This is a genomic window from Erwinia sp. AC075, assembly GCF_979253995.1.
In genome coordinates, this window is the sequence record NZ_CEEDEU010000001.1 from 2,977,771 (window position 1) to 2,993,504 (window position 15,734).

At 59.5% G+C, this 15,734-nt stretch carries 10 protein-coding genes; 5 read left to right on the plus strand and 5 right to left on the minus strand.

The genetic code is table 11. The features are described 5' to 3' along the window. Positions 1-3 precede the first annotated feature (3 nt). Complete coding sequence (gene bglF / locus AC0IXH_RS14145) at positions 4-1,851, minus strand: PTS beta-glucoside transporter subunit IIABC (protein ID WP_471720575.1); 1,848 nt, start codon at positions 1,849-1,851, stop codon at positions 4-6. Between the two features lie 460 nt (positions 1,852-2,311). On the opposite strand from bglF, the gene AC0IXH_RS14150 reads away from it, so the two are divergent. Beyond that, on the plus strand, positions 2,312-2,932 hold the full coding sequence (locus tag AC0IXH_RS14150) for a response regulator transcription factor (protein WP_346566962.1): 621 nt from the start codon (positions 2,312-2,314) through the stop codon (positions 2,930-2,932). A 17-nt stretch (positions 2,933-2,949) separates the two neighbouring features. Here the strand turns inward: AC0IXH_RS14150 and AC0IXH_RS14155 are convergent, their stop codons facing one another. The 3 genes from AC0IXH_RS14155 to AC0IXH_RS14165 all read right to left on the minus strand — a co-directional run bounded on the left by AC0IXH_RS14155 (position 2,950) and on the right by AC0IXH_RS14165 (position 9,187). Continuing rightward, a complete protein-coding gene (locus AC0IXH_RS14155) occupies positions 2,950-8,037 on the minus strand; it encodes an AAA family ATPase (protein WP_471720576.1) in 5,088 nt (1,695 codons plus the stop codon). Continuing rightward, entirely contained in the window at positions 8,034-8,417 is a 384-nt protein-coding gene (locus AC0IXH_RS14160; protein ID WP_471720577.1) for a response regulator, read from the minus strand. Before AC0IXH_RS14160 ends, AC0IXH_RS14155 begins: the two co-directional genes overlap by 4 nt. An 83-nt stretch (positions 8,418-8,500) precedes the next feature. Further along, a complete protein-coding gene (locus AC0IXH_RS14165; RefSeq protein WP_471720578.1) occupies positions 8,501-9,187 on the minus strand; it encodes a hydrolase in 687 nt (228 codons plus the stop codon). 266 nt (positions 9,188-9,453) lie between these two features. Here AC0IXH_RS14165 and AC0IXH_RS14170 point away from each other — a divergent pair, with 266 nt between their 5' ends. Genes AC0IXH_RS14170 through AC0IXH_RS14180 form a run of 3 tightly spaced genes read left to right on the plus strand, consistent with a single transcriptional unit; the run spans position 9,454 to position 13,869 of the window. After that, positions 9,454-11,331, plus strand: coding sequence for an amidohydrolase (locus AC0IXH_RS14170; RefSeq protein WP_346566960.1), 1,878 nt, complete (start codon positions 9,454-9,456; stop codon positions 11,329-11,331). A gap of 42 nt (positions 11,332-11,373) precedes the next feature. Beyond that, complete coding sequence (locus tag AC0IXH_RS14175; protein WP_471720579.1) at positions 11,374-13,002, plus strand: MFS transporter; 1,629 nt, start codon at positions 11,374-11,376, stop codon at positions 13,000-13,002. Between the two features lie 45 nt (positions 13,003-13,047). Beyond that, positions 13,048-13,869, plus strand: coding sequence for an alpha/beta fold hydrolase (locus tag AC0IXH_RS14180; RefSeq protein ID WP_471720580.1), 822 nt, complete (start codon positions 13,048-13,050; stop codon positions 13,867-13,869). 61 nt (positions 13,870-13,930) lie between these two features. Here the strand turns inward: AC0IXH_RS14180 and AC0IXH_RS14185 are convergent, their stop codons facing one another. Continuing rightward, positions 13,931-14,656, minus strand: a complete 726-nt coding sequence (locus AC0IXH_RS14185) for a pirin family protein (RefSeq protein ID WP_471720581.1) — start codon at positions 14,654-14,656, stop codon at positions 13,931-13,933. 131 nt (positions 14,657-14,787) lie between these two features. On the opposite strand from AC0IXH_RS14185, the gene AC0IXH_RS14190 reads away from it, so the two are divergent. Next, positions 14,788-15,675, plus strand: a complete 888-nt coding sequence (locus AC0IXH_RS14190) for a LysR substrate-binding domain-containing protein (protein WP_471720582.1) — start codon at positions 14,788-14,790, stop codon at positions 15,673-15,675. The last annotated feature ends 59 nt before the right edge of the window (positions 15,676-15,734 follow it).

A 15,734-nucleotide genomic window follows, 5' to 3' on the forward strand; every position in this document is an offset into this window, starting at 1 on the left:
CTGTTAGTTCAATATGGTCAGTAACGGCGCACCTGCAGATATCGCGCCGTCGCTGAGGATAAGTACGTCGATGTAGTCATCGCTGTTGCTGACCAGCACCGGCGTGGTCAGGTCGTAACCCGCCGCTTTAATCGCCTCTAAATCAAATTCCAGCAGCAGATCGCCGACCCTGACCGGCTGATCGTTGCTGACGCGCGGGAAGAAAAACTGTCCGTCGAGTTTGACGGTATCCAGTCCCACGTGGATCAGCACTTCGGCCCCGTCGTCGGAGGTCAGCCCAACCGCGTGGCCGGTGCGGAACATTGATGACACGATGCCGTTGACCGGCGACAGCACGCGCCCCTGTTGTGGAACAATCGCTACCCCTTTGCCCAACAGCCCGCTGGCAAAGGTGGCGTCCTGAACCTGCTCCAGCGGCAGCGTTTCACCGCTGATCGGGCTGACTACCGCTTGCCTGCGCGAGGAGGCTTTCTCAACCGGCGGCTCAACGGGCACCTCAACCGGTACGGCAGATAAGCCGAAACCGTAGGTGGTTACGGCGGCAAAAATCAGCGCCACCGCAGAGCCGACAAAGGCGGCCCACACGCTGGCATCGATGCCGGTTGGCGGCACGATTTGCAGGAAGGTGAAGATGCTGGCAAAGCCGAAGGAGTAGATGGTGGTATGGAAATAGCCGAGGATGGCGGCGCCCAGTGCCCCGCCGATGCAGCCAAAGATAAACGGACGGCGATGCGGTAAGGTCACGCCATACACCGCCGGTTCGGTGATACCGAAAATGCTGGCGGTGAAGGCAGATCCGGCAATCGCTTTCAGCTTGATATCGCGCGTTTTCAGCATCACGCCAAGCGTGGCGCCCGCCTGCCCCATCACCGCAGGCAGCAGCAGTGGCACCAGCGTGTCCTGGCCGAAGGTGGCAAGATTGTTCAGCATCACCGGCACCAATCCCCAGTGCAGGCCGAAAATCACGCAGATTTGCCAGATAGCCCCCATAAACGCGCCAGCCACCGTTGGGCTGAGGCTGTAAATCCAGACATAGCCTTCCGCCAGCCAGCGGCTCAGCCAGGTGGCGGCGGGGCCAATGATCAGAAAGGTCAGCGGCACCGCCAACAACAGGCAAATCAGCGGGGTGGTAAAGTTGCGCACCGCAGACGGCGATCGTGGATGCACCACCCGCTCAATCAGGCTGGCCACCCAGGCGGCAAAGATAATCGGGATCACCGAGTAGCTGTAATTGAGGATCTCAAGCGGGATGCCGAAGAAGTTAAGCGACTGCCCCAGCTTCTGGCTTTCCACCACCGCCATGATTTGCGGATGCACCAGCGCGGCGGCGATGGCCATGCTGATAAACGGATTGCCGCCAAATTTTTTCCCGGCGCTAAAGCCCAGCAGGATCGGCAGGAAGAAGAACAGGCCATCGCTGGCAACAAACAGCACTTTGTAACTGCCGCTCTCCTGATGCATCACGCCCAACACCAGCATCAACGCCAGCAGGCCCTTGATGATCCCCGTGGCGATCATCACGCCGATAAACGGGGTAAAAATGCCGGACACCAGGTCGATAAAGCGGGCGAACAGGTTCTCTTTACTGGCGTTCTCACCGTCTGTCGGCCCGTTCTCGGTACCTAACAGGCGATAGACCTCGCCGACATTATTGCCAATCACCACCTGATACTGGCCGCCGCTCTCGACCACCATGATCACCCCAGGGTTCTGCTTCAGGGCCGCCGTATTGGCCTTGCGGCTGTCTTTCAGCTTGAAACGCAGACGGGTCGCACAATGCATCACGCTGTGAATATTGTTCTTGCCACCGACACAGTCGATGATTTCATCTGCCAGCTGCTGGTATTGCATACCCTGTCTCCTGAACGCGCCTGTGAAAAATGAGCAAAAAAAAACCTCAGGCACGGCGTCTTGGGGAAGACGCCGTGCCTGAGGTTTTGCCTGTAAACAGTAACAATCCTGTGGCCGCTATCAATGTCATTTCAGCGGCGAACAGGCAAGATTTTTAATGGGTTTCAGTAGCGAACTGTGAGGCGAGTCAAATTTCGCCGGCCTTTGCAGGGGTTAAACGGCGCGGAATAGCGGGAAAATGTGGGCAGCTTGCCGACGGCATTGCGAGGCTAATCATCGGCTTGTGGCGTTATTCTTATTAGCGGGCTAAAACGATGATAATAATAATTATTATGCTATTATCCAGCCTTGCTCCTGCCCAAGCCCTGACGATTTCTTAACTGATTCTATACTTCCGTTGATCGCAGGCTTATGTCCGTGGTCAGGGGTCAGTGAGGGTTCCCTTAAGAAGAGAAACGTTATGAACCACATAGTTTATGTTGTTGATGATGATGAGTCTGTGACCACCGCGCTGACCAACCTACTCAGCTCACAAAATTATGACGTGGCGGCCTTTTCGTCCCCGGACGCCTTTCTGGCGCATCCCTTTTACCCGTCCCCCTGCTGCCTGATTGTCGATATTAATATGCCGGGCACCGACGGATTCGGCGTGGCCAGCGCGCTGATGGAACGAGGCTATTCCATTCCCACCATCTTTCTGACCGGGTTTGGCACCATTCCGGTGACCGTCCGGGCAATGAAAGCCGGCGCCTTCGAGTTCCTGACCAAGCCGGTCGATCCCGAGCGACTGTTGCAGGCGGTGGAAGAAGCGCTGAGGATTTCCGAAGACGGTATGGCTTCCTCGCAGCAAAAGCTGGAGCTGACCGCGCGGCATCATTCGCTGACGCCGCGTGAAGGGGAAGTGATGTTGCTGGCTATTGGCGGCTTACAGAATAAGCAAATCGCCGCCGAAATGGGGATCAGCGAAATCACCGCGAAGGTGCACAAACGCCGGGTGATGGAGAAAATGCAGGTGCGTTCCCTTTCCGATTTGGTGCGGGCGGCGGAACGGCTCAATATCGAAAAAACCCGGGGCCGCTAGCAGCCCCGGCTTATCCCCTACGCTGGCGGTTCGGTCGGCAGCGTAAACCAGAAAATACTGCCGCCGCCTTCCCGATTTTCAGCCCGCAACTCGCCCCGATGCTTTTTAATGATCTCATCACTGATGGTCAGTCCCATGCCCATGCCCTCTTTCTTGGTGGTGTAGAACGAGTCAAAGATGCGTTTGATCACCGGTTCAGGCAGGCCGGTGCCGGTATCGGACACCTCAAAGCGGATCAGCCCGGGCGTTGGATTGGACGACGACAGCGTCAGCAGATGCGCCCGCTGCTGGGTTTCATCCATCGCTTCGATGGCATTCAGCACCAGATTTAACAACAGCTGCTGGATCTGCACGCGGTCGCAGTACACCGCGTCATTGCTGGCGCGCAGCTTAAGCTCAAGGCCAATCCAGCGCCTCTCCAGCTCCATCCGGGACAGCGACAGGATATCGCGGGCAATCAGGTGCAGATTCGCCCGGCCAAATTCAGCGGCATGATTGCGGGTCAGCGATTGCAGGCCACGGATAATATCGCCCGCCCGTTTCCCTTCGTTGATGATCTCCTGCAGGCTGGAACAGGCATTTTCGAGGTGGATCGGGTCACGTTTAAGCCAGCGCAGGCTGGCACCCGCATTCGCCACAATCGACATCAGCGGCTGGTTGATTTCATGAGCGATGGAGGAAGTCAGCTGCCCGACGGTGGTGGCGCGGGAAACCCTGGCGAGATCGGCCTGCGCCATGCGCGCAGCATCTTCCGACAGCCGCTGCGCGGTGATATCGCTGATGGTGCCGAAATACTCTTTCACCTCCGCGCCGCTGTCGACCGGCTCGCCAATCCCTTTGATATAGCGACACTCGCCATTCGGCCTGAGCACGCGAAACTCCGCCTGCATGATGATGCCGTTACCCACGCTGTCGCTCACCAGCTCGCTGATACACTGGCGATCGTCAGGATGGACGCGGGTTAAAAAGTTGGCCATCGACAGGCTCTTTTGCTGTTCAGGCAGCCCGAGGATCAGCCGGTATTCATCCGAAATCTCCATCATGTCCTGCTCCAGATACCAGTGCCAGGTGCCGGTATGGCTGATCTTCTCCCCGAGCATCAGCGAGGTTTGGCTGGATCGCAGCTGTTTCTCGACGCGGCGTCGCTGAATGTTCTCTTCCAGCAGCTCACTGTAGAGGCGGGTGGTTTCCAGTGAAATCGCCGCCTGCGCGCCCAAAATCGCCACGATTCGGGAGTGTTCCGCGGTAAACACCTCCGGCATCAGCCGGTTTTCCAGGTACAGCACGCCGACCATCCGCGCCTGCTTAAACATCGGTACGCACATCACCGCCGCGCCAGACGCCACCAGATAGGGATCCTGGCTGAACGGGCTGAAGACCTCCGGTTTGCCGGTGCGGATCTCCTGGCCGGTGCGGATCACCGCCGATAAAACCGACAGCGGCAAATCCGTTGAGGTCGGGGTGACCTGCACAATTTTCACCCGGGTGCCATCGGCCGTGGCGGTGGCCATCGCTTCGATTTCGAGAACCTGCCCTTCCAGTAAGCGGATCAGCAGGCACCGCTGCGCACCGGCCCGCTCCAGTAACATCATCATCAGGGTATTGATCAAGCGATCCAGGTTGATCTCTTCGGTCAGCGCGCGCATCGCGGCGATCACACTCTGCAGATCGCTGACCGCTTCATTCTGATCGAAGCTGACGGTATTGAAAGGCGAATGCCGGGCGGCCGGTGCCAGATAAGCATGGCGGGATCCCAGCTGCCGGACTTTGGCGTCGGCTCCCCAGCGTTGCCAGGCCTTGATCGCGCCCTTCAGGTAAGCCTCTGCCGCCACCGATAATCCGCGCGCGCTGGCAAAGCGGGCGGCCAGCTCATGCGCCACGCCGTTAATGTGCTCAAAGTGGCCGCTGCGGGATAAGGCGATGGCCTGTTCATAATGCTCAGCGGCGGCACTGTTATGGCCTTCCAACCGCAGGATTTCGGCCCGCAGCAACGCCTGTTTATCGGCAAACGTTTTGGCATTTTCGGTGGCCCAGGTGGCGATTTTTTCAAAATGCGCCGCCACCTGTTGCTGCTTATCGGCAGTGAAGGTCGCCGGTTCCAGCTGCAGGGTCAACGACAGCGCGCTGTAAAGATGAAAGTCGAGCATATGAATATGCCCGGGGATTGAATCGGTAAAGCGCGCCGCCTGTGCCAGGCAACGTTCCGCATGGCGGTATTCGCCCGAGAAAAAATGCGCCATACCGCGATATAGCCAGTGCCAGAACTGCATCAAAAATAACGGCTGCGTGGCGATACCGCTGCCGGCCAGTCGCAGTCCGCCCGCGACAAAATGCTCGCCTGACATCTCGCTTCGCGAGCCATCACGCAGGAATAACACGAAGTCGCGCTGCATCTGCAGCACGCATTCCACATCCTGATACTGCGCCTTGCGCACATAGGCCAGGCCGCGTTCAATGGTGGTTAGCACGCCTTCCAGGTGATCGCCTCGCGCCAGATAGTTCATGGTTTGATGGCGTAACGCCAGACAGGCAGAGGTGCGATCGCCATTGGCCACCGCCACGTTGAAGGTTTCCTTCGCGCGCTCAATGGCATAGGCCAACGGCATGGTCCAGACGCTGACCTGATCCAGCGGCATCAGGGTGCGGGCCTTATAGCGGGTAAAATCGTGGTGATAAACCAGCTCCCGCGCCAGCAGCGCACTGGCATAGCCGCGGCTGTACTCGTCGTAATGGCTGCCGCACAGCACGCCATACCAGGACAGCGCAAAGGTCGAGGCCCCGCTGATCCCCTGGTCCAGGGTCAGGTGCAGCATTTTGCAGACGATCATAAAGTGCAGTCGCGGATTGCAAAACGCCGCAAACATGCTGGCGCTGGCCATCAGGTTGATGATCGCCTGGCTCTCACGGCTGGCCATCAGCGGCAGCGAGCGGAAGCGGGTGTAAGGATTGATGCCGACATCCGCCTTCAGCAAAATCCTCGCGGCATCACATTCGGCCTTGTCGGGATGGCGGTTCAGCTGGATGCCAAATACCGCCAGCCAGCCAATGGCGGTTTCCAGCGCCAGGCTGTTGTCAGACTGGCGCATATGTATTTCCGCCAGCCAACAGGCGGCGATCGCTTTATCGGTGATGTTGCCCGGTGCTGCCAGCAACTGTTCGCAATGCGCCCGCGCCACGGCAAGATTGCCCTGAAGAAACGCCCACTCGGTCTCTTCCAGCAGCGTCCGGCGGGTAACCGACACCGATTCCAGCGGCGGTAACACAGGGGCGGCATGTTCCCTGTACCGGCAGGCGCGCAGGCCTTGGCGATCGTAACCCCATTTCTGCGGCGTGCGGCCGTGGTGGATGAGGCCATCCTGCACCGCCTGACGGAAAAACGCCTGGGTAGCGAGCGGATTACCGGCGGTTTTCTCGTGGATCAGCTGCGCCAGTTCCTCTGTTGCCGCCGGACGGTCATGGAAGATGTCCGCCAGCCACAGCGCGACCGCGTTTACCGACAGGGGCTGAGGGGCGATCTCCACCGATCGGCCCGCTGAACGCTGAAGCGCCGTCAGCTGCTGGCCGATCTGCGTACTGGGCAGCGAAGCCAGATCGTGATGGGCGATCACCAGCATCAACGGCGCATCTTCACTCATTTCCAGCAGGTTTTGCAGCAGCTGCAGGCTGGCCCGATCGACCCAGTGAATATCGTCGATCAGCATCACCAGCGGCCTGCCCGGCCGGGCGAAGGCGTTGACCAGGCGACAGACCATATGGGTAAAACGGTGTCGGGCATCGGGCGACTCGACATCGTCAGGCGCTTGCGCCTTCTGTTGCAACAACACCCCAAGTTCAGGCACAAAATCGATCGCCAGCCCGACATAATCGCCCAGCAGCCGGACCAGGTGCGATCGCCAGCGGGCAACCTCTTCCGCCGACAGTCCCAGCAGATTCAGCACCACCATCCGAAACGCGGCGGTAAAGACCGCATAAGGCCGCCGCGGCGCGTAGCGATCGGCTGTCACCACCGTTAACAGCAGCGGCTTTTGCTGTAATTTTTTCACGCCGGAGGCCAGCAGCGCGGACTTTCCGCTGCCCGCTGCACCCACGATCGCCGTCAGCGCGGATCGGCCGCTGTGCATCACTTCATCGAACTGCGCCAGCAGCTGGTCAGTCTGAGGGTGTTCGTTATTGAGGGTTCCGCAGGCAAACCCGTTGCGCTGGGTATCCTGCAAGCCTGGGGTAAAAGGCGCAATCTGGCCGTCGGGCGTCAGAGTCGCCAGGCAGCGCTGCAAATCGGCCTGCACCCCCTCCACCGTCTGATAACGCTGCTGCGGGGATTTTTCCAGCAGCTTTAAGAGGATGGCAGACAGCACCGGCGGGACATCGCTGCGCATCAGGTGCGGCGGATGCGGCTCGGAGGCGACATGATGATGAACCCATTCGGCATGGCCGCCGTCGGCGTTGCCGAAAGGCAGCTTCCCGGTCAGCAGCGCGTACAGCACCATGCCGAAGCTGTAGAGATCGCTTAATGGCGTCACCTGCTGCGCGGTGCGGCGAGTATGCTCTGGCGACATATACGCCAGCGTGCCGCCGGATGCCGCGAATCCTGGCGGTAACGGCGCCGTTGACGTCAGCGAAGCCAGTCCGAATCCGCCTAACCGAAACGCGCCGTCTTCGGTGAGAAAGAAGTTGGCGGGCTTGATGTCACCGTGAACCAGCCCCTGCTGATGCATCTGGCCTAACGGCGCGCAAAGCCGGATGGCGCTGGTGAGGAAGTCGGGCAGTGTTTGCGGCGTCAGGCTAAGAAAGTCTGCCAGCGTGCGATGGGAAAAGAGGTCATAAATCAGCGCGTAACGGCCATGGAAATGGCTTTGCGCCAGCGGCCGGATCGCCCAGCGTTCGCTGAGTTGCTCACGCAGCGCGTACTCATTTTTCAGCAGTGGCGTCACCTGAAAGGTGGCGTCTTCGCTGGCGGCGGTGGCAATAATAAAGCTGTCGGCCGTACTGCGGCAGAGATACCAGGCCCGCTGACTTTCCTGAGCCAGCGGACTGAGGGTCAGATCTTCCGGCAGCGAAAATCCCTCTTCGCCGACCAACTGCAGTGCGGCGGGTGACAGGCTCATGACGGCGCTTCTCCTGGCGATAACAGCTGGCGGATGTGAGTGAACAACGTATCAATCTCGATGGGTTTGGGCAAAAAAGCAAGCGCGCCCAACTCAATCGCCACCCACAGCATGCTCTCGTCCCCGTCGCCCGAGATAAGAATGGCAGGCGGTGCCGCCAGCCGACGGCTCAGCTCGCTGAACAGCTCAACGCCACTCATCCCCTGCAGCCGCACATCAATGATAAACAGCGCCGCCTCGCGCAGCGCGATGCGATCCGCCAGCAAAGCCTCTGCCGACTCAAAGGCCAGCGTGCAGTAACCTTCTGATTGCAATAAGTTACTCAGCCCACTGCGGACCGAGGGTTCGTCATCCACAATAACAATGGGCCGTGAACGCATCCGGATATCCTTTTACATGGCGCGGGCGAGTCAGGGAAAGCGGCTCAGGGCGTTTTATCCCGGTCCGGGAGCGTCGACCCGGATCAGCGCGCAGGCACCGGTGCCAGCGTGCGGTGCTCACTCTTCTGACGGGAAGGGGCTTTGTGCACCATGGTATAGGCGTAATCCACGCCGATGCCGTAAGCACCCGAATGCTCTTTAGCAATGTTCATCACCGCGTCATAGGTATCGCGATGCGCCCAGTCACGCTGCCACTCCAGCATCACCTGCTGCCAGGTGACCGGCACCACGCCCGCCTGGATCATGCGCTGCATGGCAAAGTCATGCGCTTCTTTGGTGGTGCCACCGGACGCATCGGCCACCATATAAATCTCATAGTCCCCTTCCAGCATCGCGCAGAGGGCAAAACTGTTGTTGCACACTTCGGTCCACAGGCCGGAAACCACCACCTTCTTTTTACCGTTGGCGGCCAGCGCATCACGCACTTTCTGGTCATCCCAGGAGTTCATTGAGGTGCGTTCGAGGATATCCAGCCCAGGGAACACGTCCAGCAGCTCGGGATAGGTATGGCCGGAGAAGCTATCGGTTTCTACCGTGGTGATAATGGTGGGAATGTTGAAGACTTTTGCCGCTTTCGCCAGCGCCACGGTATTGTTTTTCAGCACCTGACGGTCAATTGACTGGACGCCAAAGGCCATCTGCGGCTGCTGGTCGATGAAAATCATCTGGCTGTTATGGGGCGTCAAAACTTCAAGTTTAGCGTTAGTCATTGTGGTCACCCATTGAGGTTGAAAAGCGAATTAAGCTAGCGAAAAATCACTGTCAGCCCGCAGTCTAAGGCGATTAAATCATCGTCACTATTATCTCTGCGTATAACTATACGGACGTATAGTTATCCCTTCGTATAACTAGACGATCGGCCAAACTCCTCACCATACTTCTTCAACGTTGGTGCCCTGCTGTCCGGCACCCAGCTCCCCTTTTCCGTACTGCCGCCTGCGCCGGGCGGTGCGGACATCTCACGTCAGGAGGATCCATGGTCACGCCCGCTAAAGCCGATCTTATTTTCACCAACGGCAAGTTCCACACCGTTGATCGTCAACAGCCCTTTGCGGAAGCCGTCGCGATTTCACAGGGTAAATTTTTGCAGGTGGGCACGGTGGCCGAGGTCATGCAGTACCACGATGACGCCACCAAAGTGATCGACCTTAAAGGCCACACGGCGGTGCCCGGCCTGAATGACTCCCACCTGCATTTGATCCGTGGAGGCCTGAATTACAACCTGGAGTTACGCTGGGAAGGGGTGCCTTCATTAGCCGATGCGCTGCGGATGCTGAAGGAGCAGGCGCTGCGCACCCCGTCTCCGCAGTGGGTGCGGGTAGTGGGAGGCTGGACCGAATTCCAGTTTGCCGAGCGTCGGATGCCGACGCTGGACGAAATCAATGAAGCCGCGCCCGACACGCCGGTGTTTGTCCTGCACCTTTACGATCGCGCCCTGCTCAACCGCGCTGCGCTGAACGTGGTCGGCTACACCAAAGACACGCCGAATCCACCGGGCGGCGAAATCCAGCGTGACGGCAACGGCAACCCGACCGGCATGCTGATTGCCCGGCCAAATGCGATGATCCTCTATGCCACGCTGGCAAAAGGGCCGACGCTGCCGCTGGAACAGCAGGTCAACTCGACGCGTCAGTTTATGCGCGAACTCAACCGCCTTGGCCTGACCAGCGCCATCGACGCCGGCGGCGGCTTCCAGAATTACCCCGAAGACTACCAGGTGATCGCCGAGCTGCACGAGAAAAAGCAGATGACGCTGCGCATCGCCTACAACCTGTTTACCCAGCGACCGGGCCATGAACTCGAGGACTTTGAAAAGTGGACCGACATGCTGTCACCCGGCCAGGGCAGCGACTACTTCCGCCATAACGGCGCCGGCGAAATGCTGGTGTTCTCGGCGGCAGACTTTGAAGATTTTCTGGAGCCGCGACCGGATTTAGCGCCCGGCATGGAAGACGAGCTGGAACGCGTGGTGCGCCATCTGGTCGAGCATCGCTGGCCGTTCCGCCTGCATGCCACCTATGACGAATCCATCAGCCGGATGCTGGACGTGTTTGAGAAAGTGAACCGCGACATTCCGTTCAACGGCCTGCACTGGTTCTTTGACCATGCGGAAACCGTCACCCAGAAGAATATCGACCGCATCAAGGAATTGGGCGGTGGGATCGCGGTGCAGCACCGCATGGCGTTCCAGGGGGAATACTTTGCCGAGCGCTACGGCATTGAAGCCACCCGCCACACGCCGCCCGTGGCGCGCATGCTCGACACTGAGGTGCCGGTGGGTCTCGGCACCGACGCCACCCGCGTCGCCAGCTACAACCCGTGGACCGCGCTGTACTGGCTGGTCTCCGGGCGCACCGTCGGCGGAATGCAAATGTATGAGGCCAGCGCGCGTCTGGATCGCGAAACCGCGCTGATGCTGTGGACCCAGGGCAGTGCCTGGTTCTCCAGCGAGCAGGGGAAAAAAGGCCAGATCAAGGTCGGACAGCTGGCCGATATGGCGGTGCTGAGCAAAGACTTCTTCAGCGTGCCGGAAGAAGAGATTAAAGGCATTGAATCGGTGTTAACCGTGGTCGATGGCAACGTGGTCTATGCCGCCGGGACCTTTGGCGCCGAGGCACCACCGTCCATTCCGGTGCTGCCAGACTGGTCGCCGGTGGTGAAGGTGCCGGGCCATTATCGCAGCGCACCACCGCAGGCCGCCTCCCGGGTTGGGATGATGCCGTCGGTGCACCATTGCAGCGGTCCGTGCGGCGTCCACAGCCACCAGCATGATGCGGCGCGCGGCGCCAACGTGCCGGTGTCCGAAGATACCGCTTTCTGGGGCGCGCTGGGTTGCAGCTGCTTTGCGTTCTGAGCCGATGAATAACGCCACGACTCCACCGTCTGAGGTACCCGCATGGCGCAGGTAAATGATATTCACAGTGCCAGCACGCCGCTGCCTGAAGACCTGCCGGCGGTGAGCGTTTCGCCCTGGCAGCCTTTACGGCTGCCGGTGTTCCGCATGCTGTGGCTGGCCACCGTCGTCTCCAACATCGGTTCATGGATGAACGATGTGGGGGTGAACTGGACGATGCTGACCCTGAGTGCCGATCCGCTGTCGGTGGCAATGGTGCAGGCGGCCAGCAGCCTGCCAATGTTCCTGTTTGCGCTGCCGTCGGGGGTGCTGGCCGATATCGTCGACCGGCGCAAATACCTGCTGTTTTCGCAACTGTGGGTATTTATCGCCGCGGCGATCCTGACGGTGCTGTCGTTTACCGGCCACGTCACGCCGCTGGTGCTGCTGGTGGCGGCGTTCTTCCTCAGCGCCGGTGCGGCAATGAGCTCGCCGCCGTTTCAGGCCATCGTGCCGGATCTGGTCGACAAGCCGTCGCTGGGTCCTGCCATTGCCCTTAACTCCCTCGGTATCAATATCAGTCGCGCCATCGGCCCGGCGCTGGGCGGGTTGATCCTCTCCTTCGTGGGCCCGTGGATGGTGTTTATGCTCAATGCGCTGTCGGTGCTGGGGGTCGCGCTGGTGCTGTATCGCTGGAAAGCCGAGCCGACCGTGCAGCGCCTGCCGCCCGAGCATTTTTTTTCTGCGGTCCGCGCCGGTCTGCGTTACGTCCATGCCGCGCCGGTGTTGCGAAATGTGCTGGTGCGCACCGTCGCCTTCTTTGTTTTCGGCAGCGCGGGCTGGGCATTGCTGCCGCTGGTCGCCCGCCGTGAGCTGGGGCTGGGGCCGGGCGGTTACGGCATCATGCTGGCGTTTATTGGCGTCGGGGCGATTTGCGGCGCGCTGCTCCTGCCGTGGATGCGCAAACGTTTCAGTGCCGACCGGCTGATGGTACTGGCCAGCCTGATGTTTGCCCTCACTATGCTGGCGCTGGCCTGGGTGCGTCATTTCTGGCTGCTGAACGCCTTTGAATTCTTCACCGGTTTTGCCTGGATTGCGGTGCTGTCTACCCTCAATCTTGGCGCACAGCGCAGCGCCGCCAGATGGGTAAAAGCCCGCGCGCTGGCGGTGTACCTGACGGTGTTCTTTGGATCAATGACCGCCGGCAGCGCCATCTGGGGGCAGCTGGCGTCCCACTATGGCATTCCGGCCTCGCTGTGTATTGCCACCGCCGGGATGATCCTCGCCAGCGCCACCGTGTTGCGCTGGCGGCTGGATCAGGACCCCGATCTGAATCTCGACAGCATCGCCCGCGATGAAAACGGCACCCTGCCCGATGTCCGTCACGATCGCGGGCCGGTGATGGTCAGCTATGAATACCTGATCGCCAGCGACCAGGCCCACAGCTTCACGGTCTGTATTCAGGAGATGCGCCGGGTAAGACGGCGCGGCGGTGCGATCAACTGGTGTCTGTACGAAGACATTTTGCGCCCCGGTATTTTTGTCGAAACCTTTGTCGTCGGCTCCTGGATGGAGCACCTGCGGCAAAAGGAACGTTACACCATTAACGACAGCAAAATTCAAAACCGGGTGCTGGCCTTCCATCAGGGAGACAGCCAGCCTGAAGTTCGCTATCTGGTCGCTCCGGTCTGACCGGGGCCCGTTATCACCGTTTCACTCAACGACAGGATAAACACCATGAGCACGATTAAAACCTCCGACGGCACAGCGATCTATTACAAAGACTGGGGCACCGGCAAACCGGTGCTGTTCAGTCATGGCTGGCCGTTGGATGCGGATATGTGGGACAGCCAGATGAACTTCCTGGCGGAACGAGGCTACCGTGGCATTGCCTTCGATCGCCGTGGCTTTGGCCGCTCCGATCAGCCGTGGACCGGCTACGATTACGATACCTTTGCCTCTGATATCAACGAACTGATCGTGCAGCTTGATCTGAGCGACGTGACGCTGGTGGGCTTCTCGATGGGCGGCGGCGACGTGGCGCGTTATCTCGGCACTTACGGCAGCGATCGCATTGCCGGGCTGGTGCTGCTGGGCGCGGTGACGCCGATCTTTGGCAAGGCCGATGACTATCCTGAAGGGGTGGATCTGTCGGTATTCAGCGGCATCAAAGCGGGCCTGCGTCAGGATCGCGCGCAGTTTATCAGTGATTTTGCCGTGCCTTTCTACGGCACTAACGCCGGGCAGACCGTCTCCGCGGGCGCACTGACGCAGACCCTGAACATTGCGCTGCTGGCGTCGCTGAAAGGCACCATCGACTGCGTTACCGCCTTCTCAGAAACGGATTTCCGCGGCGATGTGCAGAAAATTACCGTGCCAACGCTGGTGATCCACGGCAGTAACGATCAGGTGGTGCCGTTCGAGACCACCGGCAAAGTCGCTGCGGCGATGATCCCCGGTGCCGCGCTGAAAGTGTATGACAATGCGCCGCACGGTTTTGCCGTCACCCATCAGGATCGTCTTAACGAAGATTTGCTGGCCTTCCTGCAAAGCCATTAATTTTGCGCGCCAGCACGAAAAACGGCCACCTTGCGGGTGGCCGTTGTTTTTTCACCTCGAATTAACGCGTCTGGTGATTCACTTCCACCGGCCGCAGGTCGAATAACAACACTTCCGCGTCATCACCGTCACTGAAGGTCAGCGTGGTTTCATTACGCACCCGGGCACCATCACCGGCTTTAAAGCGAATGCCGTTTACCGTCAGGCTGCCGCGTGCCAGCTGAATATAGGCATAGCGATCGGCATTCAGGGTGAAGGTTTGCTGCTCGTCACCGTTAAACAGACCGGCGTAAATCTTCATGTCCTGACGCACGGTCAGCGCGTTATCTTCGCCATCCGGGGAGACAATCAGCCGCAAATTGCCGCGTTTCTCAGCGTCACTGACCGACACCTGCTGGTAGCCCGGCGGGGTATTTTTCTCTGCCGGCACAATCCAGATTTGCAGGAAATGCACGCCTTCAGTGGACGAGTGGTTAAACTCGCTGTGCGTGACGCCGCTACCGGCACTCATCAACTGCACATCGCCAGGGACAATCACCGAGCCGGTACCCATTGAATCTTTATGCTCCAGCGAACCTTCCAGCACATAGGAAATAATCTCCATATTGCTGTGCGGATGGGCACCAAATCCGCGGGCTTTCGCTACCCGGTCGTCATTGATCACCAGCAGATCCGAGAAGCCAACCTGTTTTGGATCCCAGTAGTTAGCAAACGAAAAAGTATGATGCGAGTTCAACCAACCGTGGTCGCCCACTCCGCGTTGTTCTGACAGTCTTTGTTCGATCATGATCTGCTCCGGTAATCTCAGTGTAGGTTTCTGGAGAGCGGTTGCCCTTCCGATGAACCCAGATTACAAGTAAACTCATTTGCTCAACAATGGCCTGTAAAGGCAATCACTGTCACAAATAAGTGGACAATATGCAGATTGACGATCTGAGGATTTATCTGGTGGTGATCGCCTCCGGCAGCTTTACCGCCGCCGCCGAGCAGCTGATGCTCTCCAAGCAGTACGTCAGCCGCCGGATGGCAGCGCTGGAGGACTCGCTGGGTGCCAGGCTGTTGATCCGCAACACCCGTAAGCTGTCGGTCACCGATACCGGCCACACCTTTGCTCAACACGCGCAGCGCATCCTGGAAGATATCGAGGAAGCCCAGCAGGCGGTGTCCGAGCGGCATCAGGCGCTGCACGGTGCCTTTCGCATCAGCATGCCAATGTCCTACGGCATGAGTCACCTCTCTCCGCTGATTGCCGAATTTCTGTCGCACCATCCCGCGGTTAATTTCCAGATCGAACTGGCCGATCGCTATGTCGATGTGATTGGCGAAGGGTTCGACATGGCGATCCGCATCGGCACGCTGGCGGATTCCACGCTGGTCGCCCGCAAGCTTGGCGAGTTGCCACGGGTGATCTGTGCCAGCCCGGCCTACCTGCAGCGACTGCCGCAACCGGAAAAGCCGGACGATTTGCTGCAACATGCCTGCCTGCGCTATGGCCGCGAAGGGCAAACGGGCTGGGAGCTGAAGGTGGACGGGAAGCGTAAGATCATGGCGGTCAGCGGCCCGGTGCAGAGCAATAACGGTGAGGTGTTGCTGGACGCCGCCGTGGCCGGGCTGGGGCTGGTGCTGCTGCCGGAATTTATCGTCGGCGGCGCGCTGGCGCGTGGCGAGCTGGTCCGGGTGCTGGATGACTGTATCCCCTCACCGCTGAGCCTGAATGCGGTCTTCCCCCAGCATCGCCAGCGAAGCGAAATTAACCGCCAGTTCCTCGCCTTCCTGCAGGACAGGCTGAGTCAGCCAACCCCCTGATCCCCGCGTACTCCCTGCCCTGTTTTTGCTCACTCCCTGCTCGTCCAGCGTGCACCGCT

Bases quoted from the DNA above. Each gene is read 5' to 3' on its own strand.
- bglF (WP_471720575.1), bottom strand. From the start codon at position 1,851: ATGCAATACCAGCAGCTGGCAGATGAAATCATCGACTGTGTCGGTGGC.
- AC0IXH_RS14150 (WP_346566962.1), top strand. From the start codon at position 2,312: ATGAACCACATAGTTTATGTTGTTGATGATGATGAGTCTGTGACCACC.
- AC0IXH_RS14155 (WP_471720576.1), bottom strand. From the start codon at position 8,037: ATGAGCCTGTCACCCGCCGCACTGCAGTTGGTCGGCGAAGAGGGATTT.
- AC0IXH_RS14160 (WP_471720577.1), bottom strand. From the start codon at position 8,417: ATGCGTTCACGGCCCATTGTTATTGTGGATGACGAACCCTCGGTCCGC.
- AC0IXH_RS14165 (WP_471720578.1), bottom strand. From the start codon at position 9,187: ATGACTAACGCTAAACTTGAAGTTTTGACGCCCCATAACAGCCAGATG.
- AC0IXH_RS14170 (WP_346566960.1), top strand. From the start codon at position 9,454: ATGGTCACGCCCGCTAAAGCCGATCTTATTTTCACCAACGGCAAGTTC.
- AC0IXH_RS14175 (WP_471720579.1), top strand. From the start codon at position 11,374: ATGGCGCAGGTAAATGATATTCACAGTGCCAGCACGCCGCTGCCTGAA.
- AC0IXH_RS14180 (WP_471720580.1), top strand. From the start codon at position 13,048: ATGAGCACGATTAAAACCTCCGACGGCACAGCGATCTATTACAAAGAC.
- AC0IXH_RS14185 (WP_471720581.1), bottom strand. From the start codon at position 14,656: ATGATCGAACAAAGACTGTCAGAACAACGCGGAGTGGGCGACCACGGT.
- AC0IXH_RS14190 (WP_471720582.1), top strand. From the start codon at position 14,788: ATGCAGATTGACGATCTGAGGATTTATCTGGTGGTGATCGCCTCCGGC.